We start from the raw sequence: 24,787 nt of genomic DNA, 5'->3' as shown, positions 1-24,787 counted from the left end.
CGAATGCGGGTGGTGTGTTGGCCGGCTCGCGCCGGGGTGTGAACGCGCGGGTGATAATGCGGAACGCGTTGTGAGTAAAGAATTTTAAGCGGAAACGGGCATCAGCCAGAAATCCCGGGCCGCTTGCGGCAGTCTGGAAAGCGCCCGATCAAAAACAACGGGATCGATGTTACGGCGCACGGCCTCCGCGACATCGCGAATGGCAGAATCAGTCGAGAGATTGTGGTTGTAGCGAAGCGACCGCACCTCAGCCATCATCTCGGCTTCCGTGCCGAATTCCCGCATCTCTTCGGTGCTATCCCAATCACTGACGAAGATAGCGCGCAGAACGGGGGGAAGGACATTTGCAAATTCTAGAGCCTGCTGCACCGGCAAACGGCGTCGAAACACCTGGAGCACCGCTTGCAGCATGGTGTAGGCCTGATGGGACGTGCTCAACATGGAGACCTCTTTCAGGTCCTCCACGAACCGGTCGAAATCCACCGACGCCTGGCGATATTCCATCGGCATTGGCATGTCGTCACTCCCCCTCAATCCACCTTGTGGCCCGCCCGCGACCAGTAGGACCAAGGCGCCCACCAGACCTGCCTTTTTTGCAAGTTCTCGCAGACGGGATCAAGCCCGCTTGTGCCGCCGGGACCACAACGGGCAACGCGAAACAGCGTCAACCATCCACCAGCCCAGAAGCCGTGGCGGGCGATGGCCTCATAGCCATATTCGGAACAGGTGGGAATGTGGCGGCAGGAGTTTCCGACGAAACCGGACAGCGACAGCTGATAGAGCCGGATGAAGCCCATGCCCAGCAGGCGGCCGGGCGTTTTGCGGTAAGCACCGGCCCAGTTGCGCGAGCGTGGCTTTGCGTGGTCGCAGTCCGGTGCGTTGCACATGGGTCAGGCCGAGACGGAGTGCTCTGCCTCGATCTGGTCAAGACAGTCACAAACGGCATCGAAGGTGAGCAGGGTGGAGGCGTGGCGGGCTTTGTAATCCTTGACCGGCTTCAACACACGCATGTCTTCGAAGCGCCCCGCAGGCCCCTCGCCGCTATCTGTCAGCATTGCGACCATCTCATCGCGCGCAGCGCGGATTTCAGCGCTGCTTGCGCCGATGACGTGATGGGCCATGATGGATGAGGATGCCTGACCAAGCGCACAGGCGCGTACTTCATGGGAGAAGTCCGTCACCACGCCATCCGCCAGCTTGATATAGACCTTGACTTTGGAGCCGCACAATTTGGAGTGTTTCTGCGCGCTTGCATCCGCATCCGCCATGGCGCCTGCGAGCGGAATATTGCCTGCAAATTCGAGAATCCGGTTGCTGTAAATATCGTCCATGACCATTGTCCAATCGCGCAAGCTTGATGTTTCAAACGCTGCGTCATCTCAAGGCAAAGCTTTTCTGCCATCCATCGCCACTATATGCTATCGGACACTGACGTCATCAAGGTGCATTGATTTTAAACCATCAAACATCGATTTCATGTTGGCAGACTTGCCAAATTGACTAAAAACAACCAGATAGCAGGCGCGGCATCGCAATGATTTAGCCGTATGCTATATTCGGGCACGGACCTTCAACCGTACCGGGAGACCAAAAGATGGATGCTATCGTGAAGAATTTTCCCGGTACTGGCACACAGAGTGGTGCGGTTGATACACGTCCAACACAGGCCGAAGCGGAAGACGCCGTGCGGGTTCTGCTACGCTGGGCGGGTGACAATCCAGACCGCGAAGGCCTGCTCGACACGCCAAAGCGTGTTGCCAAATCCTACCGCGAACTGTTCAGCGGCTATCAGCTTGATGCCAGCGACGTTCTGGGTACGACATTTGAGGAAGTCGGCGGTTACGACGACATGATCCTCGTGCGTGACATTCCGTTCCATTCCCATTGCGAACACCACATGGTTCCCATCATCGGCAAGGCACATGTCGCCTATCTGCCGTCGGGCCGCGTGCTGGGCCTTTCCAAGATTGCCCGCGTCGTCGAAATTTATGGTCGCCGTTTGCAGACCCAGGAAACGATGACCGCACAGATTTCTCAGGCTCTTGAGACCTCGCTGAAACCACGCGGCGTGGCCGTCATGATCGATGCAGAGCATATGTGCATGTCCATGCGCGGTGTGCAGAAGCAGGGTTCCACGACGCTGACGACGAGCTTCACCGGCGAGTTCAAGTCCGAACCTACCAATCAGGCCCGGTTCATGACCATGGTCTATAGCCGCTAATCCGGCACTGAAGGACGGCGCGTGGCGGGCAACAGCCTCGCCGTCCTAGAGCCTTTCCGGTGAACACGAGTTCACCTTCAACGCTCTATCTGTTTGTTTTTACGCAATTCCGGACGCAAAACCGGTTCCCACTTTTGCTGGACTTGCTCTAGCATGGAGGTTCTGATGTCATCGACATTTCCGCCCGCCCCGACAGAGAAGGCGAAGCTTGAGGCTGCCGGTGCGTTTTCGCCGAAATTCGATGCCAATGGCCTCGTCACCGCCGTTGTGACGGATGCGAAAGACGGTGAGCTGCTCATGGTGGCGCACATGAATGCGCAGGCACTGTCTCTGACGCTCGAAACCGGCATTGCCCACTATTACAGCCGCTCCAGAGACAAAATCTGGAAGAAGGGCGAGACGTCGGGCAATCTCCAGACCGTTCAGGAATTCCGCACCGATTGCGATCAGGATGCCGTGTGGCTTAAGGTTTCCGTCGCCGGTCACGATGCGACCTGCCACACCGGTCGACGCTCCTGCTTCTACCGCACCGTGACGCTTGAGAATGGCGAGGCGGTGATGACAGTGACCGACGACACGCGCCATTTCGACCCTGCTGAAACCTACGGGAAGTAGGCCAGTCTCCATTCTCAGTCGCGTGCCTCGAGACTTGGCGACCGGCACACGAACCAGACGCTGACGGAGCTGAGCACCAGAACCACCGCCACAAAAATCATGACGCTCAGGAAGCCCAGATCAAACGCGGCACGTGCGGCATTGCGTATGGTCTGCCCCATTTCTGGTGGCACAGTGGCTGCGCTGACAAGAGCCTGATCCAGCCCGTCAAATACCTCTGCAGGGATGCCAGCCTGTCGCGGCAGTGCGATACTCATGCCGTAGACAGCCGCCAGAGCGGACCCCAGCACAGCTATGCCAATGGCACCGCCGAGTTCAAACGAAACCTCTTCAATGGATGCCGCCATGCCCGCCTGCTCTGCCGGCACATTGGCCATGATAACCGTAGAGGCGGCTGTCATGGCGGCACCGAGGCCGAAACCGAGCAGGAAGAAGCTGCCGATCTGCGAGAACTGGGATGCATCCTGAACCAGAAGCGACAGGATAAGCCCGGCGCTTGCGAGCAGCAATCCGATCCACAGCACATTTATGGTGCCAAGACGAGCAGCGACCAACCCCGCGATCGGACCGGCAAGAAATGCGCCGAGCGGAATGGGCAGCAGCGTGAGGCCCGCCTGAAGTGGCGTGAGATCGAGAACCAATTGCAGGCGTTGCGAAAGGACGAGTTGCAGACCAACGAGTGCGAGCATCGTAACCATGGCCGCCACCACGCCGGACGCAAATTGGCGATCACGAAACAGGGTGAAGTCGATCAGCTTGTGGGCCCGCTTATCCTGTCTGCGCTTGAAGAGAGCGAGTGCGACGAGCCCGATGAGAGCTGAGACAACCAGCGCCGACCAGGAGGGCGCCTGCTTGGCAAGCTCCTTCACGGCATAGGTCAATGCGACCAGACCGACAAGGATTTGCGCAGAACCCACTGCATCCCATGGCTTTGACCGATTGCCGGGAACGGACGGGATGACCCAGATGGTCGCCAGCAGCGCGACCACAACAACGGGGACATTGATGAGAAACACCGATCCCCACCAGAAATATTCAAGCAACGCGCCGCCAAGGACAGGTCCGAAGGCCGCACCGCCTGAGGCGACTGCCGCCCATATGCCAATAGCAACAGACCGCTCATGGGCATCATCGAAAATCAGGCGGATCAGGGACAGTGTCGCGGGCATCATGCCAGCCGCGCCAACGGCCAGCAACGCGCGGGCGGCGATGAGGACAGCCGGGTTGGGCGCGAAGGCAGCAACGAGAGAGGCCATGCCAAAGATAACGAGGCCGACGAGAAACAGACGTCTGTGGCCGACGCGATCCCCCAGGGTTCCTGCACCCAGCAGCAACCCCGCCATGACCAGCGGGTAGGCGTTTACGATCCAGAGCTTTTCAGATGCGCTGGCACCCAGTTCCGCCGTCAGCCTCGGCAATGCAGTGTAGAGAACCGTCACGTCAATGGTGATGAGAAACAGTGCACTCGACAGGATAGACAGGACGATCCAGCGATTGGCTGCTTGTGCCACGGGCATTTTCTTCTCCAGAATTCCTTATTGATCAATGCGCAGACTTATTTTAAATACATACGTATGGAAAATAAAAAATCGAGTCCAAATTCTGGAAAACTTGGGCGGCCACGTAAAATTGACAGGCAGCAACTGCTTGATGAGGCGGAGACGATCATCGCGCAGGATGGGGCGTCTGCCTTGACCATCGACGCACTCGCAAAGCGATTGGGCATCACCAAGGGTGGCGTGCAGTATGCCTTCGGGACAAAAGAGGCGCTGATCCATGCCCTGTTTGAGCGCTGGAACACGTCTTACGATCAGCAGGTTGCCGCGATTGCCGGGGAAAACCCGACGGTGACGCAATTTCTGCGCGCCCATGCCGACATTACCTTCAAATCCGGCCATGCCGATAACAGCAAGGCTGCGGCAATGCTGGCTTCGCTTGTGCAATCTCCAGAACATCTGGAGCCGACACGGCAATGGTACCGCAATCGCCTAAGCCAGATTGAGTCGCACTGCGATAAAAGCAGCAATGCGCGTCTTGCCTTCCTTGCCATCGAGGGCGCGTTCACGCTTCGCTATTTCGGCTTCTGTCAGCTGACGGAAGAGGAATGGGAAAAAATGCACACCGACATTTTGCAACTCCTCTGACGCGAAGCGGAGATGCGGCGAGCCTTATTTCTTTCTCCTTTCCTTGCTTTTGTTACGAGAATTATAGGAGTTGGCGCAGTAGACTGGTAGCCGGGTGCCTCTGGCGTGGGAGTTTAGTGGATGTTGGGTTGGGGTCTGAACCGCGAAAATGCAGCCGCAATGGCGGCTTTGGACAAGGTCGAGCAGCAAGCGCCAACGCCTACCCTGCCTAAAATTCCGACGAACCGAATTGCGCTGGCCTTGGGTGGCGGCGCTGCACGTGGCTGGGCGCATATTGGCGTGTTGCGGGCGCTGGATGAAGCGGGCGTACAGATCGGCATGATTGCCGGCACATCCATCGGTGCTCTGGTCGGTGGCTGCTATCTGGCTGGCAAGCTCGACGAACTCGAAGATTTCGCCCGGTCTCTCACGGTGCGCCGGATTGCCGGACTGCTGGACCTGACCATTGGCGGCGGCGGCCTGTTTGGCGGCATGCGGCTGACCAAGCGCATGCAGGAGCATCTTGTCGGGCTCAACATCGAGGATCTCGAACACCCGTTCATCGCTGTTGCCACAGAACTGAAGACCGGCCACGAAGTGTGGATCCATCAGGGCAATCTGATCACGGCGCTGCGGGCATCCTACGCCCTGCCCGGTATTTTCGAGCCGGTGCGCTGCAATGGACGAACGCTGATCGATGGTGCGCTGGTCAACCCTGTACCGGTTTCCGTGTGCCGTGCCTACGAGCAGAATCTGGTGGTTGCGGTGAACCTGAACTATGACATCTTCGGCCGCTCAGCGGTGGTCAAGCACAGCGCCGGACCCAGCAACGCTGACCCTGAAGCCAAACAATCGACCGAGCGCCCATCCGTCGGCTTGCCGGGTGTTATGGTTCAGGCCTTCAACATCATTCAGGATCGGATTTCCCGGTCACGTCTGGCTGGCGACCCGCCGGACCTGACGCTGCACCCGCGCATCAACACGATTGGCCTTTCGGAATTTCACCGGGCGGCGGAATCGATTAACCGTGGATATGAAGAAGCGCGCGCACGCATACCGGAACTGCAACGCATGCAGCAGGTCTTCCAGCGTTGAGGATTGGGGGCGGATGCCCCCTGCACTATCCGGCGATATAAGCCTTGATATGCTCGGCTTCCGCTTCGATCTCGCTCATGCGGGCTTTGACAACGTCACCAATCGAGATAATGCCGACCAGCTGGCCATTGGCTTCGACGGGAACATGGCGGAAGCGACCACCGGTCATGAGCTCCATGACATCATCAGAGGTTGACCCCTCATGACAGCGCGTCACGTTCTTCGTCATAACGGTGGAGACGGGTGACTGGAGTGCGTCTGACGCCTGTGTGGCAATGGCCTTGACCATATCGCGTTCCGTAAAGATGCCAAGGATGGCGCCCTTCTCATCCGTGACCACGACAGCGCCGATGCGATGCTCATTCAACGTGATGGCCGCATCGCCCAACGACATATCAGGCCTGACGGTAACAACGTTGCGGCCCTTCAAATCGAGAAGTTCTTTCACGAATACAGGCATATTTCCCTCCTTGTCCAAACGGCTTTCATAACCGCGCGGTGCGTCTCCTCCACAAGCGCACGGTCTAGCTGGACGTCGATGGTGCGCCAGCACAACCCGGAAAGCAATATGTTTAACGAGGTGGAAACATATCAATCGATTGTATGTCTCAGGCCAATTCACGACTGATGGCGGGCTTTCGATCAAACAGGGCAAAGAACAGGAAGCCCAGCAGGAAGCCGAAAATATGCGCATCCCAGGCAACTTCTCCACCCGCATCTCCCATCAAGGGAATGCCAACGGCAATCAGCACATTGCCGAACAGCCACATGAGCGTGAAGATGAGAACCGTGCGGTTAGACAGGGCCTGCAGGATGCTCTGGCGCGGCAAGCGGTGGCCGATGGCCGGATGGTAGCGCCCGCCATTGGCCGGAAAGACAAAGCGGCATGCGGCACCCATCAGCGCCGAAACCACGCCGGACGCGCCAATGAGCACGGTGACATCCCCCCAATGCAGAAAAGCGTGGCCGAAGGCGGAAACGGCTGCGGAAACACACCAGAGCAGAATGAAACGGCCTGTCCCGATACGGCGCAGGACCGGGGCACCAAACGCCATGAGCCACAAGCCGTTGAAAAGGATATGCTCGATGCCACCATGCAAAAATGAGTAGGTAACGGGCGTCCAAAGCCATTCCAGTCCCTGTAGGGACAGTTCCGTGGCGTAGCGCAGGGGAATGAAGCCGAAGGTGAAAATGAACCAGCCATATCCCTCTTCAGACAGCACATAAAACGAGACGAGATGGACCACGATCAGCACAGCCATAATAGCAACAAGCGCGCCGGGCAGGTTGAAAACCGGGGCTTTGGGCGGTGTGCCGCTCTGTGCCGTCTCGTCCGCTTCCGGCAATCCACCTTCATCATGCGTCATCAGGCCGTCTTCCTTCGCGTCGTGTTCTGTGTGATCTCTTATGCAGCAATATAGGAAGGTTCTAAGAAAAAGAAGCATCGCCGTGGGGCGGTGTCTGCAACTATCAGCGACCTCGCGGATTGTGATAGCCACACGCGTGGCATGGAATTCGCTTCACCATCTCCAGCACCGCAAATGAAGGCGGTATACGTCTCAAAACGAGACATGTGCCCCGCGGCCTGGAGACCGTGTCATGAAGACAAATGCAAGCCTTGATATCTTCGCCTATTGGGATGAACTGCGCGGTGATCGCGCGGCACCTCTGCGCAGCGAGATCGACCCCGCGCCTATTCGCCATCTGTTGCCAGACCTCTTCGTGCTGACAGAAACCGCCGATTCTGCGCCTGTGTTTCGCTTAACGGGCACGCGCCTGTACAATCTGTTTGGCCGGGAACTCAGCGACACGCCATTTTCGGGCATATGGCAACCGGACGCCGCACATGATGCATGTCGCATCGCCAACGGCGTGCTACAGCATCAACGACCTGTCGTTTTCGAAATCCTGTCCGAGACCGTGACCGGTTTGGCGGTGCGGGGCTTTGAGATGCTGCTTTTGCCGCTGGCGGTCGAACCATACTTCCCGGCCCGACTGCTGGGCTGCCTGATTTCAGAACCGCCGCTGGGCGATTTTGGACAGTCCTTCAAGCCATTGTCTCTGACGAAAAGTCGATTGCTGGACGTTTCATCATCGCAATTGATGGCGCAACGGTCGGACTTTGGCTACGCCATCAACCGATCCGTCTCTTTACGAGAAAATTGCAAATAGTTACGGTCAGAAGCAGAACCTTCTGTTAACTCGGCAACTGGTATTAAGGGCGATCATTCCTCAATGCCGTGCCTCACATGTTCTCATCTCGCTCAACCACCGTCGCATTTGCAGCCCGCTCTGTGGAGACGCCCTCCGCAGAAGTGCTCCCTGTGGCGCTGACGGGACGATTGATGGTGCCTTCTCAGGACGAGTTCGATTGCACCGCCCACGAGATGACAGCTGAGACGGCGCGCATTACCTGTTTTGTGCGCCCGAGAAACGGCGATAGAATTATTGCCTACCTTCAGCACATTGGTCGCATCGAAGGCATCGTCAAGGCGCTGACGGCGGATGGCTTCACCATCGCTATCATGGGCACCGAGCGCAAACGCGAGAAGCTTGCAGCGCAGCTGGCATGGATTGCCAAGCGCCACGCACTGGGCCTGCCGGAAGACCGACGCCATGACCGTTTGACACCCCGCAACCCGCGTGCGGACCTGATGTTGAACGATGGCACGATCGCACCCTGCCGCATCATCGACCTTTCGCTTTCGGGCGCTGCCGTGGAAACCGACGTGCGGCCGCAGATGGGCACCAATGTCCGCCTCGGCAACATGGGCGGCCGTATCGTGCGTCATTTCATGGAAGGTGTCGCAATCGAATTCGATGCCGTCCAGTCCCGCGATGCGCTGATCGAGTTTCTCTAAGCACGCTTTCGAACCGATCCCATTAACCGGCTACGCCTCGCGTCAGCCGGTTTTTTTGTGCTATCAGATGGGACAGGATGGCCTTCAAAAAGCGCGGTAAGGACCAGAAACTGGTGAAAATCGACACAGCCAACGAAAATAATCCGATATCGGCACAACTATTGGCCAGAAAATGAAGCGAAAACGACGATTTTCAATGAAAATCTAGGGCTGAAATAGGCGTTTTGGGACTGAAAACCACCCTTTCAAGTACTCAGCTATAGTAACGAAATAGTTTAGATTTGCGATGACCGCCAAAGGGCGCGTTGAGCGATTAACCAGAAACCCAAACATACCCATATATTTCAACAGATTACGTCCGCTTCCGGATTCAGATACTAAGCCGATCGGAACAATTTTAATCAAATTTTTCTCAAATATAAATCAAATAAAGATCAGCTTTTCCTAAATATAGCGTCGAATTTGAGCACCGTTATTTGCAGCCGATCAAAATATAGCTGGCATTCTTCTCCTCACAACGGGGAGACAAGAAATGAAAAAAATCAGCCGTTTCGGAATTTTGATCGCAGCTATGATCGCAGGTGCATTCGCCACACAGGCGCAAGCATCGCCAGCCGCTGCCATGCGCGTTATGGGCAAAGCCAATCCGCCGATTGGTCACTATGAATTCTGCCAGACCTACCAGAGCGAATGTCAGTCGACTTCGGCAGACAGGGGCCCGCTCAAGCTGACGGAAGAAAGCTGGAAGGCTATTCTGGACGTCAACTACACTGTCAACACCACAATCACGCCGATGACGGATTTGGAAATCTATGGCGTTGAAGAGCGCTGGGCTTACCCGACCACGGTTGGCGACTGTGAAGACTACGTGCTTTTGAAGCGCAAGATGCTGATGGGCAAAGGCATCTCTGCTTCCGACCTGCTGATTACCGTCGTGCTGCAGCCGAACGGTTCCGGACATGCGGTGCTGACCGTACGCACAGACCGGGGCGACTTCGTTCTCGACAATCTGCGCAACAAGGTGATGGAGTGGTCTGAGACGGAATATACCTATCTCAAGCGCCAGGACTCGACCAATGCCGGTCGGTGGGTAAAAATTCAGGATGGCCGCGCTGTGAATGCAGTTGCTGGCATCAAATGAATGAAGCGAGCGGGGTGCCATGGCACCCTCTCGTCGCATGAGTGGGCCCGGTCAAGTCACCCCCGTTGACGAGACCGTGCCTAGAGCCGGTTCTGTTGCCCCGGAACCGGCTCTTTCTTTTCCCTATTACAGAAGGCCGAGTTCGGCAAGCTCGCGACGAAGATCAGACGGCATGTCTTCAGACAGACCTGCCCCACCCAGATCGCGCGGAGCTTCCTCGGCTTTGAGATAACGCCAGCCCTGAAAAGGCCGTTTGGGCGCAGGTGAGGTTTCGATGACCTCTGGTCCGAGGATCAGATCGCAACGCGTGATCCCGTCCTCTCCCTTGAAGGAGCGGATGTCCAGCAACATCTGACGTGCCTGGACCTGCCCCTTGATGACCCAATAGAGCGAGCCGCCATCCAGCAATTCCTCGACCCGTTTTGGAAACATGCGGGTGGTGTGGACACTGTGCGGTTCCAGACCCGCCGCAATTGCGGTCAACGCGCGGTGGGAAACCCATTCGCGCAGGTCGTCGATTGAGTCGGCACCGACGCAAAGCTTGATAAGATGAAGAGCCATGACGCTATCAATGCGGTTTTTATGGCACCGTCAAGCGACCACTGCGCGAAGGGCGCAGCTTCGTATCAACATTCCACGACATTCACGGCAAGGCCACCTGTCGACGTTTCCTTGTATTTCTCGCTCATGTCGTTGCCAGTCTGGCGCATGGTTTCGATACAGGCATCCAGTGGCACGAAATGCTCGCCATCACCTTTCAGGGCCAGAGATGCCGCCGTGACGGCCTTGACCGCGCCAAGGGCGTTTCGCTCGATGCAGGGAATCTGAACCAGACCGGCGATAGGATCGCAGGTCATGCCGAGGTGATGTTCCAGCGCAATTTCGGCAGCGTTTTCGACCTGCGCCGGAGACCCCCCCATGACGGCGGCAAGACCGGCAGCGGCCATGGCGGCAGCGGAACCCACCTCCCCCTGACAGCCAACCTCTGCACCCGAAATGGACGCATTGTGCTTGATGATACCGCCAATGGCCGCAGCCGTCAGCAGGAAGTCCCTAACATCATCGACAGTCGCGTCATCATGGAAGTGGCGGAAATATTTGACCGTGGCAGGCACCACGCCCGCCGCACCATTGGTGGGGGCTGTGACAACACGCCCGCCGGACGCATTCTCTTCATTCACGGCCATGGCGTAAACGCTGAGCCAATCATTCGCTAACAACGGATTGAGCCGGTTGCTTCTCCATTCGGCATTGAGCTTATCGTGAATGGAGCGTGCCCGGCGCCTGACCTTCAGGCCGCCCGGCATGATGCCCTCGCCCTTGAGGCCGCGCTCGATACAGCCATTCATCGCCTCCCAAATATGGTCGAGGCGGCTGTCCAGTTCCTCACGGCTGATGACCGTTTCTTCATTGGCGCGCTTCATTTGCGCGATGGTGCGTCCCGAACGTTGCGCCATCTCCAGCATCTGCTTGGCCGTGGCGAAAGGATAAGGCACTTTCGGTCCGTTATCCACAGTCTTGCCGCGCTGGCGCATGGCCTCAAGCTCGGTATCGGTCACCACAAAGCCGCCGCCGACGGAATAATAGATGCGCTTGAGCAGCATGCGTCCCTGCTTATCAAAGGCAGAGAAGGTCATGCCATTGGCGTGGCCGGGCAGCGGGTTTTTCTTATCAAAGATGAGATCTTCCGCAGGACGGAAAACATAAGAGGGATGACCGGCTGGTGACACGCGGCCTGTGGTCTCGATCTGCGCAATCATGGCATCCATCGCATCTGGATCGACCCTGTCAGGGCGCTCTCCCATCAGGCCCAGCAGAACGGCGCGACCGGAGCCATGACCGATGCCGGTAAAGGCCAGGGAGCCGTGCAGGCTGACCTTGATGGCGGACACAACAGCACCTGATGGGCGCGGCCATTCATCCGACAGCACCGTTTCCAGAAAACGGTTGGCAGCCGACATCGGCCCCATGGTGTGTGAACTGGACGGCCCGATACCGATCTTGAAAACGTCGAAGACCGAGAGAAACATGTGCACCTGCCCTATGTATAGACTTATTGATCCAGTCTATCCGAACCGAAACAATCCGCCACCACAAAATAGGCGTGGAATGCGCTGACTGCGACATGGGCCAAGCACAAATGCAAACAGCACGGCCTTGATGAAGGCCGTGCTGTTCAACTGAAATTCTTTAAGAGAGATTATTACGGGCTGCCAAAAACATATGTCAAAGCGAGAAAAGCGGCAAAGCCTGCAAGTGCGCGTAGTGTTACGGCCCAGCAGGATTTCTGTGCGGTTTCTTCCATGGTTACTCCAGCGTGTCACTCTCGGGCTGCGCGTTTTCCGCGGCCCAGTGGCGATGGATTTATTAAATAATTGTGACGAACGCAATTGCAAAAAACGGCTAAAGCAAGGCGCATTTGACCATCTGCCATTCACTCAGCGCATAGGTACATGAAATAACAATAGCTTACCTGTTCGTATCGACACAACGCATGAAAAACACCTGTCTCAATTTGGACCAAAGTGTAAATGCCGGAAGCTTTTCCCTTACCGTGATAAAGTCAGGTGTGTATAAACTCACTCTCCACAAGACTTTCTCCATATGAGACGTCTCAGCCAGCTTGAACCTATGCTGCATCTGGATTATCGGGCAAAGTATAGTGCGAACATTTCAGAAAGCGGTGACAGATCATGCAGGCCACTCCTTCTTCATTTCCCGATCGTGAGACGGTCGCATCCAAAATTGCATCCATGAGCACGGAAGACGAAGCCTGGCTCAAATTGCTGTTGGAAAACGCGCTGCAGGACGAAAATCTGCTGGAAGGCCTTCGCCTTTTCATCGACCAGCAATCTCAGGCACGCTTTCTCAACTCGCTGAAGCTGGAAAAATGCGGAGAATGGTTCGGTAACAATGCACCGGCCCGCTTACAGATCCGCCTTCATGAGCTCGCTAAGAGCAGCCAGCATGCCGCGTTCACTGCATTCCGTGCAGGCCTGACAAAATCAGGTGGTCTGGAAAAGTCCTACCCCAAAGCCCCCGTCTGAGACCTCGCCGTTAATCCGGCACCCGCTCCACCACGGCGATGATCGGTCCCATCGGGTACCACCGGTCACGCCGCTGTGCGGCGGGTATATCCACGCTGGATATGCTGCCATCAAGGTAGAGCGCGTTGGGCGCATTCAGCCTGTCACGAAACAGGGTGGCAAAATCGTAGAAACGCACCGCAGTTTCCGAGATGGCAAAATGCACCATGCCATCGCTGGAAACGCCAACGCCGTTGCGGGTGTTCAGGCTGTCGCTTTCCGGCAGAAAGCGCGGATGAAGCTTCCCATCGATGACCAGCATCGGACCTGATTGCGTCGCGAATTCAGGCTTTCTGTTGGCGTTGAGGTAGGCGCTGGTTTCCAGCACGCCTGCCCTCTTCCCATCCATAAAGAACACGCCATTGGGCTGCATGTGAAAATTGCCCCACCAACCCCCGGTGCTGATTTGAGATACTTCTACGCCGTTTTCAATATGCAGTCCCACCGGCGACAGATCCCGGTGATACATGCCGCCATTCATGGCGAAGGTGACGAAACTGTGCTGACGCCAAAGTGCCGATGAGAGTGCTTCAAAGGAGCCATAGGGCTTTCCTGCAACGTGATCCCATTGATAGAGCCGGATATTGCTTTGCGCGGGATCGAAACTGCAGACGGTGTAGCGCCCGCCCATATGCTCCACGGCCTTGCAGTTGGCGGGAAGATCCGCAGCATTGGCCGATGCCGAAAACAGAAACGGCAGGATATATCGCGCAAGCTTCCTCATAGGTCCTCATCAAGAATCTTCATTTGCTTGCTTAGCAGAGGGAGGAAGACCAGAGTATGGCGCCGCAGCCGCGACGTGCTGCCGAAACAAAAAAGGCTGGCAAATGCGCCAGCCTTTTCAAAAATAATATGCAGTATTGGATTAACGCTTGGCTGCGCGATCAACGCTGCGGCCTGCGGCCTGTGTGCCATCAACAGTGCCGGCAACATCCTGGCCAACGCCGCGGATGGTGTTGCCGCAAGAGCTCAGCGCGATGAGGGCTACAAAGACGGCGGCAGTGGTGGCGGCGAAACGTGTGAACATATTAAAACTCCCCTGGATGTCTGCGCATGAGCGACAAAACGATTGAATTAGCGGGCAGATAACGCGACGTAGACAATCTGGTTCCAACGCGCCGATAAAAATATTTCAACAATTAGAGAGGCTGTGCGAGATCCTTGAAAGCATTGCGGATGCTATCGGCCACGGCCTGCACGGGACGCGTCGGTTTCTCGGCAACAATCAGGCGGATATCGAAACAGCCAAGCTCTGGCATTCCGTCCTTCTCACCCAGAATGACCATGTTGTTTTGCACATAGGAGCGGGGCAGAGGCGCGACCGCAAGATCAGCTTCAATCGCCGCTTTTTGCGCCATTGTATGCCCGCTGAGATAGGCGATGCGGTAGGCACGGTTTTGCCGCTCAAGCGAGGATGTGGCCTCGGAGCGCCAGATGCAGCCATCTTCCCAGATTGAAATCGGGATCGGTTCGCGCAGATGCGCCGTGCCGCACTTGGCACCCGCCCAGACAAGCCGCTCGCGCATCAGGACTTCGCCGGTATCGCGCAGTGGCAGCGACGCGCAGTTGACGAGCGCGATATCCAGCCGCTGCTCATCCATGCGCCGATACAGCTGGGAACTGGAATCGATCACCACATCGACCATGATGGCCGGAAAGGCTTCGGCGAAACGCTTGAGAATGCCGGGCAACAACCCGCGCTCTCCGATATCCTCCGGCGCGCCGAGGCGCACAACGCCTGACAGTTCCGGCATGACGAAACGGGCGACAGCCTCATTGGACAAGGCAATCATGCGCCGGGCATAGGTCAGCAATGTCTCGCCATGGGCCGTGAGCGTGACGGAGCGCGCATCCCGCAGGAACAGCGTTGTCTTAAGCTGCTCTTCCAGTTTCTTGATCTGCATGGACACGGCAGAGGGCGTTCGAAACACAGCTTCAGCGGCAGTTGAAAAATTGCCGGTTTCCGCAATGGCGACAAATGTCCGCAGAATGTCGTTGTCGAGCAGCGGCAGCGGTTGGCGGAAGGAAACTGTCATGACATACGCCTTCAATTTTTCTGATCGATAGATCGATATCATTTCGTTTGATTGAATGTCAATAAGTTCGGATTGTCAAAAACAGGGGCGGAAACAACAACCGCTTCGCAACGTGGAAGCATCACGATTTACGATCAATCACATCATAATCATTCAATTGATTGATGTGGAATTGCAGCGCATATCGATGGTGTCGAAACATACATGGAGCATGAAAGGATTTTGAAATGACCATGATCATAGACCACGGCCCAGGCCCATCAAGGGCAAGGCTGTTCATACGCAGCAGGCTGGCACGCCTGACTGAGCTTGTTCGGGAACTGGACAACACATGGAGCCGCGTGCAGTCGCGCCGCGCCTTGGAAGCCCTGCCCGCAGACACACTCAAGGATATTGGATGGCCAGCCACAGACGCCAAGCAGACGCGGATTATCAGCCGATAATATCCGTTTTCAACGATGAATGAATGGCTCGCGGGAATGATCTCGGCGAGCCATTTTTTTGCGGTGCGGAACAAATACCAGACCACCACATTCTCCTCGGCCCCAAACAAGCACGAGGATATCAATGGCACAGTTCGGCTCCACCATTTTGCCTGGCGATTTTACCCGCCTTGGCGCGAATTTCGACGGCGATGGTGTCAATTTCGCAATTTTCAGCGCCCACGCTGAACGAGTAGAGCTTTGCCTCTTCGACGCCGATGGCAAAAACGAGATTGAGCGCATTACGCTTCCGGAATTCACAAATGAAATCTGGCACGGCTACATTCCCGGCCTGAAGCCCGGCGCGCTCTATGGTTACCGTGTGCATGGCCCATACGACCCGGAGAACGGCCACCGTTTCAACGCCAACAAGCTTCTGGTTGACCCTTATGCGCGGGAACTCGTTGGCGATATCGAGTGGGGCTCAGAGCAGTTCGGCTACATTCTCGATGCGGAAGACAAGGACCTGTCCTTCAACGACAGCGACAGCGCATCAAAAATGCCGAAGTGCCGCGTCATCGACCCTTCGGATTATGATTGGGCAGGTGACACGAAACCAAACGTGCCGTGGTCGAAGACGATTTTCTACGAGACCCATGTGAAGGGCTTTACCCAGCTTCACCCCGGTATTTCCGAGAAGCTGCGCGGCACCTATGAAGGTCTGGGCGATAAGCAGATCGTCGACTACATCAAGAGCCTTGGCATTACCTCCGTCGAACTTCTGCCGATCCATTCTTTCCCCGATGATTCCCACCTGCTGGACAAGGGCCTGAAGAATTTCTGGGGCTATAACTCGCTCGGCTTCTTCTCTCCCGCATCCCGCTATTACGGCCCCAAGGGCATGGCTGGTTTCCGCGATATGGTGCGTGCATTCCACGATGGCGGCATCGAGGTCATTTTGGACGTGGTCTATAATCACACAGCCGAAGGCAACGAGCTTGGGCCGACCCTGTCCTTCAAGGGCATCGACAACTTCTCTTACTACCGCACCATGCCGGACCAGCCGCGCTATTACATCAACGATACCGGTACCGGAAACACCGTCAACACCTCGCATCCGCGTGTGTTGCAGATGGTGACCGACTCGCTCCGCTATTGGGCAGACGACATGCACATCGATGGCTTCCGCTTCGATCTTGGCACGATCCTCGGCCGTGAGCCAGAGGGCTTTGACCAGCGCAGCGGCTTCTTTGATGCGGTGGGCCAGGACCCTGTCCTGTCGCGTCTGAAACTGGTTGGCGAGCCCTGGGACATCGGCCCCGGTGGCTATCAGGTTGGTGGCTTCCCACCCGGCTGGGCGGAATGGAACGACAAATATCGCGACACCGTTCGTGAATACTGGAAGGACGAGGACGGCACCGCTGGTGATTTTGCAGCCCGAGTGATGGGTTCCGGCGACGTCTATGACCTGCGTGGCCGCAGGCCGTGGTCGAGCGTCAACTTCATCACCGCGCATGACGGCTTCACGTTGAACGATGTTGTTTCGTACAATGAGAAGCACAATGATGCGAATGGCGAAGACAACAAGGACGGCCACGACCACAATAGAAGCTTCAACTATGGCGTTGAAGGCCCGACGGATGACGAGAACATCATCGCCGTGCGTGACCGCCAGAAGCGCAACTTCCTTGCCACGCTGTTCCTCTCTCACGGCACCCCCATGCTTCTGGCCGGCGACGAGTTTGGCCGCAGCCAGATGGGCAACAACAATGGCTACTGCCAGGACAGCGAGTTGAGCTGGGTGCATTGGGAAAATCTGCCCGATAGCGCCGAGGCCCTGCGCAAGTTCACAGCCCGATTGATAGAGCTTCGTCAGACGCACTCGATCCTGCGACGTGAAAACTGGCGGGATGGCATGATCGTGACCTGGCTGAACCCGGTGGGTGGCGAGCAGACGGAAGAACAGTGGAATGACGCAGGTTCCACGACGCTTGGCCTGCGCCTATCCCGCGACGCGGTTGAGACACAGGATGAATGGGATGATGTGCTGGTTCTCTTCAACCCGCATGATGGCTCGGTGGAGTTCAACCTGCCGGATGCTGAACATGGCTGGATGACGGAGCTGACGACAGCGGACCCGGATGCAGACACCAACAGCATCGCAAACGGGCAGAGCTACACGATCGAAGCTCGCAGCATCGTGCTATTGCGCGCCGCCTGATCTTTAGACCCAAGATACGAGGACGCCGTTGGAAACAGCGGCGTCTTTTTTAGGGCTGGCCAAACTGCAATCCGCTCCAGCGAACGCCGAGGTTGGTTCTGCTCTTTGCCTTCGCAGCAATGGTTGCGCGTAGCGCAAGAACAATGTCTTCTAGATTGTAGGGCTTGCTGAAAAATTGCGTGTTTTCAGGCAGGTCAAGCGTATCCAGCGCATGTCCCCCAGAGGTGACAATGACGGGAATTTGGTTCTGACAGTTGTTGACCATCTGCAACAGATCAATGCCTGTAAGGCCGCCCGGCATATCGATATCGGTCACGATGGCGCAGATATCCGTCACCTTGCCAATGGTGGCGACTGCCTCCAACACGTTTGAGGCTTCAAGAACCCTATAACCCGCTTCTTCCAGCGCATCGGCAAGGGTCAAACGAATGATCGGTTCGTCGTCTACGACCAGAATGGTCAAGCCAGCTTCAGACATACGCAATACTCCGCTCAAAGCACCGGATGGGAGCAGCAGCAACGCTGCCCATGATCATCCTTCTCACATCACCAGAACGCGCGACGTGGAGATAGTGGTGAGAGGCTGCGCCCGAAAATTGAAAACAATATTAATAAAATGCGAAATTCCTTTTTAAGCGATCGTTAATTTGCATTGGCAGCTTTTGCCGTCTGCGACCCTCCAAGGGGGCCTGCGCGAAGCTTTTTTTAACGTCAAAACATGCGCGTCGCATCTTGCGCTGAGAGTGTCGCAAATGCGATATACACTAGACCAATTCCCAGCGAGGAATTGCGTTTCCGCAATGGAGCATTGGTTTGATGAGCAAAACGCCTCCAAAGAAGCGCACGGTCGTCTTTTTTATGGTGCCTCAATTTACCATGCTGCCGTTTACGGCTGCGGTGGAAACGTTGCGCATCGCCAATCGAATGCTGGGCTATGCCGCCTATGAGTGGCGGCTTGCATCCAGCGACGGACTAAAGGTCGCCTCCTCCAGCGGCATTGCACTGGAAGCGAACACCTCGCTGGCCGAGGAGCGCAAATCGGTCAGCGGCGAGAACCGCCCGAACATGGTGCTGATCTGTTCCGGCATCGACATCGAGCAATATTCCAACAAGTCGGTGAATGCCTGGCTGCGAGAGGCCCATAATCGCGGCATTGCGGTGGGCAGCCTCTGTACCGGCGCGCATGTGCTTGCCCAGGCCGGGTTGCTGAATGGCAAGCGATGCGCGATCCACTGGGAAAACCTTCCAGGCTTTTCCGAGTCCTTTCCGCAGGTGGAGGTCTATGCCGATCTCTACGAGGTGGATGGCAACATCTACACCTGTGCAGGCGGCACGGCATCTCTGGACATGATGCTGAACCTCATCGGTCAGGATTTCGGTGAGAACCTTGTGAACCGGGTTTGCGAGCAGCAACTGACGGACCGGGTGCGCAACCCGCATGACCGTCAGCGCCTGCCGCTGCGCGCGCGTCTAGGCGTGCAGAACGACAAGGTTCTGTCGATCATCGAGCTGATGGAAAGCAACCTGTCCGAGCCGCTATCCCTTCTGGATATTGCCGAGGATGCTGATCTTTCCCGCAGGCAGGTCGAGCGGCTGTTCCGGCAGGAAATGGGGCGTTCCCCTGCCCGCTACTATCTGGAGATACGGCTGGACCGTGCGCGCCATCTGCTGGTGCAATCGGCCATGCCGGTGGTGGAAGTTGCGGTTGCGTGCGGCTTCGTCTCCGCATCGCATTTTTCCAAGTGTTATCGCGAAATTTACAATCGCACGCCGCAGCAGGAGCGCGCCGAGCGCAAGCTTGTGGTCAGCGCATCACGCATGGCAACCGTTGGAAGCCATAGCAAGCCGGTTCACTGAGGCTGAAACGGACGCACGGCGGAAGCCAGATCTTCCGCCGTCAGGCCCGGACCCAGACGTTGCGCGGCCTCGCCGTGCAGCCACACCGCCGCTGCCGCAGCTTCAAACGCCGGAACCTGCTGCGCCAGCAAGCCGCCCGCAATTCCGGCCAGCACATCCCCTGACCCGGCTGTCGCAAGATAGGACGGCGCGTTGGTATTGACGGCAGCACGGCCATCCGGCGCTGCGATGACAGTATCCGCACCCTTATAGACAATGGCGGCGTTGCTGAGGGCAGCCGCCGCCTGCGCCTTCTCGATCTTGCTCATCGACGCATCAGCGGCAATGGCGGGAAACAACCGGCCGAACTCACCTTCATGCGGCGTCAGAATTCGCGGCGCATCTGCCGCGAAAAAATCGAAGAGTTCTCCCGGCGCTTGCTTGAAGGCCGTGATGCCATCGGCGTCCAGCACCAGTGCCTTGTCTTTCAACGCAGCAACGAATCGGCGCGCGCGCTCCAGATCGCCAAAGCCGGGGCCGAGAATATAGGTAGCGTGGCGCTTGTCGCTCATCCACGCCTCAAGCTCCTCGCCGGTCTCGACGGGTGATAGCATGACGGCGGTCAGTGTCGCGGAGAGAACGCCAAGCGCATCGTGTGGTGCGGCGATACTGACGATGCCGGCACCGGCCCGAAAGCCTGCCATTGCCGACATGCGGGCCGCACCGGTGGCATGGGCTGGGCCGGAGAAGACGGTCAAATGCCCGCGCTTGAACTTGTGCGTATCATCATCCGGCCTCGTCACGGCACTGGCCCATAATGCCGGGTGATTTTCAACGACAGATGTGGAATGGGCCTCTACGATGCGGTTGGGAATGCCAATGTCGAAGACCTCGACATCTCCGCAGAGCGACCGACCGGGCATCAGAACATGTCCCGGCTTGCGCGCCACGAAGGTGACTGTTCTTGCCGCCTTGAACGCACGACCGAGTGGAACGCCGCGCTGCCCGCATAGGCCGGAGGGAAGATCAACCGCAATGACGGGAATGGATGCCTTAGCAACGGCATCAATGACAGAGGCGACCTCGGCAGGCACATCCCGCGAAAGGCCAGCACCGAAGATCGCATCGATCAGCACATCGCCTGCAATGGGCTGGTAAGCGTGAAGCGGCAGTGGCGACATATCCAGCGCATCAAATGCTGTCCTCGCCGCCCCCTTCAGCTTGCCAACATCACCCAAGAGGTGAAGCACGACCTCGGCGCCTGAGGCCTTCAGAGCGCGTGCGGCCACAAACCCGTCGCCGCCATTGTTGCCGATGCCACAAAGAACAACGAAACGCTGCGCTTGTGGGTAGTGTTTCATGGCGCAAGCGGCAACGGCCTGCCCGGCGCGCTCCATCAGCGCATAGATGGGAATGCCGCTGTCTATCGCGCTCGCATCGATCTGCGACATGGCGGCTGGGTCGATCAGATTATGGGCGGGTGAAAACGTCATGACTGCATATTCGCTTCAAAATTCCACAAAAAGCAACCGGCGCAAAAATAATCACATTACGACGCACAAAAAACAGGCAAACGACTATTATTTACGCGTCTAACATGGTGCATTTACCCATAAGTAACAGGTGCGAATTTTGACAAAATCGTGAAAAAATCTCGAAATTTCTGCGAGCTGACAGCATTTTCACCCAAGAAAACAGTGAGGAAGGGCAGATTTTGACCTTGGACACGCATTTTTTGAAGATTTTTTATTCAAACCGACTTCCGATCTGGCACGATACGTGCATTCTTATCGAAGAGCGGAAAGACCGCTTTAACGGAAGAAGCGGAGAGATATTTTCTCATGAAAAAGATCGAAGCGATCATTAAGCCTTTCAAGCTCGACGAAGTGAAGGAAGCCCTTCAGGAAGTCGGACTTCAGGGAATAACGGTTACAGAAGCCAAGGGCTTTGGTCGTCAAAAAGGCCATACGGAACTTTATCGCGGGGCAGAGTATGTCGTCGACTTTTTGCCGAAGGTGAAGGTCGAAGTTGTGCTTGCGGATGAAAATGCGGATGCCGTGATTGAGGCTATTCGCAACGCCGCGCAGACCGGACGCATTGGCGATGGAAAGATTTTCGTGTCCAATGTTGAAGAGGTCATCCGTATCCGTACGGGTGAGACAGGCGTAGACGCCATATAAAAAGACTGAACCCGGGAAAGCCGGGGCTTCACCTTGTTATCCAAACACTCAAGGAAAAGTTTTCAATGACGACCCCAAACGATATTCTTAAGCAAATCAAGGACAACGACGTCAAGTTCGTGGACTTGCGCTTCACCGACCCCAAGGGGAAGTTGCACCATGTTACCATGGACATCGCCTGTGTAGACGAAGACATGTTTGCCGATGGCGTCATGTTCGACGGCTCCTCGATTGGCGGCTGGAAGGCCATCAACGAGTCAGACATGGTGTTGATGCCTGACACAGGAACGGTTCATATGGACCCGTTCTTCGCGCAGTCCACCATGGTCATCATCTGCGACATCCTCGACCCGGTCTCTGGCGAATCCTACAACCGGGATCCACGCGGCACAGCCAAGAAGGCCGAAGCCTACCTCAAGGCATCCGGTATCGGCGACACGGTTTTCGTGGGTCCTGAGCCTGAATTCTTCGTGTTCGACGACGTGAAGTACAAGGCCGACCCATACAACACAGGCTTCAAGCTTGATTCGTCCGAGCTGCCTTCCAACGACGACACGGACTACGAAACAGGCAATCTGGGTCACCGTCCGCGCGTCAAGGGCGGTTACTTCCCGGTTCCTCCAGTCGACAGCCTTCAGGACATGCGTTCTGAAATGCTGACCGTTCTCGGCGAAATGGGCGTCGTTGTTGAAAAGCACCACCACGAAGTCGCTTCCGCGCAGCACGAGCTGGGTGTGAAGTTCGACACCATGGTTTCCAGCGCCGACAAGATGCAGATCTACAAGTATGTCGTGCATCAGGTCGCCAATGCTTACGGCAAGACCGCAACCTTCATGCCAAAGCCAATCTTCGGCGATAACGGTTCCGGCATGCACGTTCACCAGTCCATCTGGAAGGGTGGCAAGCCAACCTTCGCTGGCGACGAATATGCGGGCCTGTCTGAAACCTGCCTGTACTACATCGGCGGTATCATCAAGCATGCCAAGGCCATCAACGCCTTCACAAACCCGACGACCAACTCCTATAAGCGTCTGGTTCCCGGTTATGAAGCACCTGTGTTGCTGGCCTATTCCGCCCGCAACCGCTCTGCATCCTGCCGCATTCCATTCGGCTCCAACCCGAAGGCAAAGCGCGTCGAAGTTCGCTTCCCTGACCCTGCCCAGAACCCATATCTCGGCTTTGCCGCGATGCTGATGGCTGGTCTCGATGGCATCAAGAACAAGATCCATCCCGGCAAGCCAATGGACAAGGATCTCTACGACCTGCCAGCCAAGGAACTGAAGAAGATTCCAACGGTTTGCGGCTCGCTGCGTGAAGCTCTCGACAGCCTCGACAAGGATCGCAAGTTCCTGACAGCCGGTGGCGTGTTCGATGACGACCAGATCGATGCCTTCATCGAACTGAAGATGCACGAAGTCATGCGTTTCGAAATGACCCCTCACCCGGTCGAATTCGACATGTACTACTCGGCTTAATCAGCCCATCGGAAAGGCGCCTCCCGGGGCGCCTTTTTCTTTTCATGGTATTCCGATGAAGCCCCCGCAACACATACGTTGCGAGCGCACCGGCCAATTTCTCCAAGCTGACATAAGCATGACATCGACAGACAAGACCCCTCGCCTGCGTGACTGGCTGATTTTCCTCGCGGTGCCCTTCTTCTTTTCCAGCAATGTGATTTTCGGGCGTGGCGTGATCGGCGAAGTCTCACCCTTCGTGACGGCCTTTCTGCGCTGGTCTCTGTCCCTGCTCTGCGTGGCGCCATTCATCGCAAGCGACTGGCGGGCCTGCGCACGCTTCATCCGCCAGAAAACCGCCCTGTGGCTCATTCTCGGCATTCTGGGCATGGGCATATGCGGCGGCGTTGTCTATTGGGGCCTGACCATGACCTCGGCTGCCAATGGCACGCTTATCTACACCACGTCGTCCCTGTTCATCATCCTGTTTCAGCGCGTGCTGTATGGCCGAAGCATCAGACGGCTGGAAGTTGTGGGCATGGCTATCGCCTTTGCGGGCGTTGCAGCCATTGTCCTGAAGGGCGATGCGAGCGCGCTTTTGCACCTGAAATTCAATCTTGGCGATATCGCGATTCTCGTCGCGGCGGTTTCGTTCGCGGTCTATTCGCTGCTGTTGCGAGATCCGGCGGCGCGGGACATGGCATCTCTCAGCCTTTTCGGGTTGATTGCGTTCTCAGGCGCGCTCGTTCTTTTGCCACCGGCCGCGATTGAGCTTGCCCATGGCGGTATGCTGCCCCACACACCGCTGGCATGGGCCAAGATCGGTGGAATCATCCTGTTCGCATCCATCTTCGCATTCTATTGCTTCACCCACACAGTGCGCGTGTTCGGTGCTTCCACCGCGGGAATCACGCTCTACATGATGCCGCCGGTCTCAATCGTCATGGCCGTGGTGTTTCTTGGCGAAAGCTTTGAGACCTATCATGCGCTCGGCATCGTGCTGGTCACAGGCGGAGTGGTGCTGGCAACGGCACCCATCGGACGCCGGTAACAATTTGAAGATCAGCCAAACATTAACTTGATATTTTGCATTCTAACCCCAAATTGTATTGGGAAAGGATGTGCATGCCATGAAACAAAGAGACGCTAAGTTTACGATTGGCGAGATTGTTCGCCACAAGATGTTTCCGTTCCGCGGCGTGGTATTCGATGTTGATCCAGAATATGCGAATACCGAGGAATGGTGGAACGCAATTCCCGCAGAGATACGCCCGGAGCGCGACCAGCCATTCTATCATCTGTTAGCCGAAAACGATGAGACAGAATATGTCGCTTACGTGTCCGAGCAGAACTTGGTGCATGATGAGAGCGACCAGCCACTTCGCAACCCGAACATCTCCCGCATATTCGACACCACTCCCAATGGTGAGCTGCGGGCAAAGTCAGCCATGACGCACTGATTATTCTCACAAAAATCTGAGCGACAAAAAACCGGC

The 24,787-nt window shown here is 56.5% G+C and carries 28 protein-coding genes; 15 read left to right on the top strand and 13 right to left on the bottom strand.

The genetic code is table 11. From position 1 onward, the window contains the following. Positions 1–84: 84 nt before the first annotated feature. Genes IFT53_RS09140 through IFT53_RS09130 form a run of 3 tightly spaced genes read right to left on the bottom strand, consistent with a single transcriptional unit; the run spans position 85 to position 1,331 of the window. A complete protein-coding gene (locus IFT53_RS09140) occupies positions 85–516 on the bottom strand; it encodes a DUF2267 domain-containing protein (RefSeq protein WP_192063959.1) in 432 nt (143 codons plus the stop codon). A gap of 14 nt (positions 517–530) precedes the next feature. Beyond that, positions 531–887 carry a membrane protein insertion efficiency factor YidD gene (yidD, locus tag IFT53_RS09135; RefSeq protein WP_192063960.1) on the bottom strand — a complete coding sequence of 119 codons (357 nt, stop codon included), beginning with the start codon at positions 885–887 and terminating at the stop codon, positions 531–533. Between the two features lie 3 nt (positions 888–890). Then, on the bottom strand, positions 891–1,331 hold the full coding sequence (locus tag IFT53_RS09130; protein ID WP_192063961.1) for an iron-sulfur cluster assembly scaffold protein: 441 nt from the start codon (positions 1,329–1,331) through the stop codon (positions 891–893). Positions 1,332–1,594: 263 nt separating this feature from the next. Between IFT53_RS09130 and folE the strand changes: the two genes are divergently transcribed. After that, on the top strand, positions 1,595–2,221 hold the full coding sequence (gene folE / locus IFT53_RS09125; protein ID WP_042619248.1) for a GTP cyclohydrolase I FolE: 627 nt from the start codon (positions 1,595–1,597) through the stop codon (positions 2,219–2,221). 165 nt (positions 2,222–2,386) lie between these two features. Further along, complete coding sequence (gene hisI, locus IFT53_RS09120) at positions 2,387–2,836, top strand: phosphoribosyl-AMP cyclohydrolase (RefSeq protein ID WP_192063962.1); 450 nt, start codon at positions 2,387–2,389, stop codon at positions 2,834–2,836. 14 nt (positions 2,837–2,850) lie between these two features. Here hisI and IFT53_RS09115 read toward each other — a convergent pair whose 3' ends face one another. Beyond that, a complete protein-coding gene (locus tag IFT53_RS09115) occupies positions 2,851–4,353 on the bottom strand; it encodes an MFS transporter (protein WP_192063963.1) in 1,503 nt (500 codons plus the stop codon). 57 nt (positions 4,354–4,410) lie between these two features. On the opposite strand from IFT53_RS09115, the gene IFT53_RS09110 reads away from it, so the two are divergent. Together IFT53_RS09110 and IFT53_RS09105 are read left to right on the top strand one after the other, a co-directional pair. Then, positions 4,411–4,980, top strand: a complete 570-nt coding sequence (locus tag IFT53_RS09110; RefSeq protein WP_192063964.1) for a TetR/AcrR family transcriptional regulator — start codon at positions 4,411–4,413, stop codon at positions 4,978–4,980. A gap of 159 nt (positions 4,981–5,139) precedes the next feature. Continuing rightward, positions 5,140–6,054: a patatin-like phospholipase family protein gene (locus IFT53_RS09105; RefSeq protein ID WP_446737668.1), complete on the top strand. Its 915-nt coding sequence runs from the start codon at positions 5,140–5,142 to the stop codon at positions 6,052–6,054. Between the two features lie 25 nt (positions 6,055–6,079). Here IFT53_RS09105 and IFT53_RS09100 read toward each other — a convergent pair whose 3' ends face one another. Together IFT53_RS09100 and IFT53_RS09095 are read right to left on the bottom strand one after the other, a co-directional pair. Then, on the bottom strand, positions 6,080–6,514 hold the full coding sequence (locus tag IFT53_RS09100) for a CBS domain-containing protein (RefSeq protein ID WP_042619697.1): 435 nt from the start codon (positions 6,512–6,514) through the stop codon (positions 6,080–6,082). 148 nt (positions 6,515–6,662) lie between these two features. Next, on the bottom strand, positions 6,663–7,421 hold the full coding sequence (locus tag IFT53_RS09095) for a rhomboid family intramembrane serine protease (RefSeq protein WP_192063966.1): 759 nt from the start codon (positions 7,419–7,421) through the stop codon (positions 6,663–6,665). 232 nt (positions 7,422–7,653) lie between these two features. Between IFT53_RS09095 and IFT53_RS09090 the strand changes: the two genes are divergently transcribed. From IFT53_RS09090 to IFT53_RS09080, 3 genes are all read left to right on the top strand, one after another. Continuing rightward, positions 7,654–8,226 carry a PAS domain-containing protein gene (locus tag IFT53_RS09090; RefSeq protein ID WP_192063967.1) on the top strand — a complete coding sequence of 191 codons (573 nt, stop codon included), beginning with the start codon at positions 7,654–7,656 and terminating at the stop codon, positions 8,224–8,226. A 77-nt stretch (positions 8,227–8,303) separates the two neighbouring features. Further along, on the top strand, positions 8,304–8,915 hold the full coding sequence (locus tag IFT53_RS09085; RefSeq protein ID WP_192063968.1) for a PilZ domain-containing protein: 612 nt from the start codon (positions 8,304–8,306) through the stop codon (positions 8,913–8,915). Positions 8,916–9,447: 532 nt separating this feature from the next. Continuing rightward, entirely contained in the window at positions 9,448–10,056 is a 609-nt protein-coding gene (locus IFT53_RS09080; protein ID WP_192063969.1) for a transglutaminase-like cysteine peptidase, read from the top strand. Positions 10,057–10,182: 126 nt separating this feature from the next. Here IFT53_RS09080 and IFT53_RS09075 read toward each other — a convergent pair whose 3' ends face one another. Continuing rightward, the gene (locus tag IFT53_RS09075; protein WP_192063970.1) at positions 10,183–10,617 is read right to left on the bottom strand and encodes a DUF1489 family protein; all 435 of its coding nucleotides are present in this window, start codon (positions 10,615–10,617) and stop codon (positions 10,183–10,185) included. 65 nt (positions 10,618–10,682) lie between these two features. After that, positions 10,683–12,086, bottom strand: a complete 1,404-nt coding sequence (locus IFT53_RS09070; RefSeq protein WP_192063971.1) for an L-serine ammonia-lyase — start codon at positions 12,084–12,086, stop codon at positions 10,683–10,685. Positions 12,087–12,749: 663 nt separating this feature from the next. On the opposite strand from IFT53_RS09070, the gene IFT53_RS09065 reads away from it, so the two are divergent. Continuing rightward, complete coding sequence (locus IFT53_RS09065) at positions 12,750–13,103, top strand: hypothetical protein (RefSeq protein ID WP_042619053.1); 354 nt, start codon at positions 12,750–12,752, stop codon at positions 13,101–13,103. Between the two features lie 10 nt (positions 13,104–13,113). Here IFT53_RS09065 and IFT53_RS09060 read toward each other — a convergent pair whose 3' ends face one another. The 3 genes from IFT53_RS09060 to IFT53_RS09050 form a co-directional block, all read right to left on the bottom strand. Beyond that, positions 13,114–13,866 carry a phosphodiester glycosidase family protein gene (locus IFT53_RS09060; protein WP_192063972.1) on the bottom strand — a complete coding sequence of 251 codons (753 nt, stop codon included), beginning with the start codon at positions 13,864–13,866 and terminating at the stop codon, positions 13,114–13,116. 141 nt (positions 13,867–14,007) lie between these two features. Further along, positions 14,008–14,169 carry an entericidin domain-containing protein gene (locus tag IFT53_RS09055; RefSeq protein ID WP_042619051.1) on the bottom strand — a complete coding sequence of 54 codons (162 nt, stop codon included), beginning with the start codon at positions 14,167–14,169 and terminating at the stop codon, positions 14,008–14,010. 112 nt (positions 14,170–14,281) lie between these two features. Continuing rightward, a complete protein-coding gene (locus IFT53_RS09050) occupies positions 14,282–15,220 on the bottom strand; it encodes a LysR family transcriptional regulator (protein ID WP_192063973.1) in 939 nt (312 codons plus the stop codon). A 185-nt stretch (positions 15,221–15,405) separates the two neighbouring features. Here IFT53_RS09050 and IFT53_RS09045 point away from each other — a divergent pair, with 185 nt between their 5' ends. Continuing rightward, positions 15,406–15,621: a hypothetical protein gene (locus IFT53_RS09045; protein WP_042619050.1), complete on the top strand. Its 216-nt coding sequence runs from the start codon at positions 15,406–15,408 to the stop codon at positions 15,619–15,621. A 124-nt stretch (positions 15,622–15,745) separates the two neighbouring features. Beyond that, the gene (gene glgX / locus IFT53_RS09040) at positions 15,746–17,821 is read left to right on the top strand and encodes a glycogen debranching protein GlgX (protein ID WP_192063974.1); all 2,076 of its coding nucleotides are present in this window, start codon (positions 15,746–15,748) and stop codon (positions 17,819–17,821) included. Positions 17,822–17,870: 49 nt separating this feature from the next. On the opposite strand, the gene IFT53_RS09035 is transcribed toward glgX, so the two are convergent. Then, a complete protein-coding gene (locus tag IFT53_RS09035) occupies positions 17,871–18,299 on the bottom strand; it encodes a response regulator (protein WP_042619048.1) in 429 nt (142 codons plus the stop codon). 338 nt (positions 18,300–18,637) lie between these two features. On the opposite strand from IFT53_RS09035, the gene IFT53_RS09030 reads away from it, so the two are divergent. Further along, positions 18,638–19,678: a GlxA family transcriptional regulator gene (locus IFT53_RS09030; RefSeq protein WP_192063975.1), complete on the top strand. Its 1,041-nt coding sequence runs from the start codon at positions 18,638–18,640 to the stop codon at positions 19,676–19,678. Here IFT53_RS09030 and IFT53_RS09025 read toward each other — a convergent pair. Beyond that, entirely contained in the window at positions 19,672–21,150 is a 1,479-nt protein-coding gene (locus IFT53_RS09025) for an NAD(P)H-hydrate dehydratase (protein ID WP_244656244.1), read from the bottom strand. The genes IFT53_RS09030 and IFT53_RS09025 overlap by 7 nt on opposite strands. 348 nt (positions 21,151–21,498) lie before the next feature. Between IFT53_RS09025 and IFT53_RS09020 the strand changes: the two genes are divergently transcribed. From IFT53_RS09020 to hspQ, 4 genes are all read left to right on the top strand, one after another. Beyond that, positions 21,499–21,837 (top strand): P-II family nitrogen regulator, encoded by a 339-nt coding sequence (locus tag IFT53_RS09020; protein ID WP_007753933.1) that lies wholly within the window; start codon positions 21,499–21,501, stop codon positions 21,835–21,837. Between the two features lie 65 nt (positions 21,838–21,902). Continuing rightward, entirely contained in the window at positions 21,903–23,312 is a 1,410-nt protein-coding gene (gene glnA, locus IFT53_RS09015) for a type I glutamate--ammonia ligase (RefSeq protein WP_042619045.1), read from the top strand. Between the two features lie 118 nt (positions 23,313–23,430). Further along, positions 23,431–24,342 (top strand): DMT family transporter, encoded by a 912-nt coding sequence (locus tag IFT53_RS09010; RefSeq protein ID WP_192063976.1) that lies wholly within the window; start codon positions 23,431–23,433, stop codon positions 24,340–24,342. Between the two features lie 79 nt (positions 24,343–24,421). Then, positions 24,422–24,751 carry a heat shock protein HspQ gene (gene hspQ, locus IFT53_RS09005; protein ID WP_042619043.1) on the top strand — a complete coding sequence of 110 codons (330 nt, stop codon included), beginning with the start codon at positions 24,422–24,424 and terminating at the stop codon, positions 24,749–24,751. Positions 24,752–24,787: the final 36 nt, after the last annotated feature.

The sequence above is a fragment of the Rhizobium sp. CFBP 13644 genome (genome assembly GCF_014842165.1).
In the GTDB taxonomy this organism is placed as follows: Bacteria; Pseudomonadota; Alphaproteobacteria; order Rhizobiales; family Rhizobiaceae; genus Agrobacterium; species Agrobacterium tumefaciens_C.
Note: the sequence above shows the minus strand (reverse complement) of the source record. Positions and strands in the feature narration are given on the sequence as shown.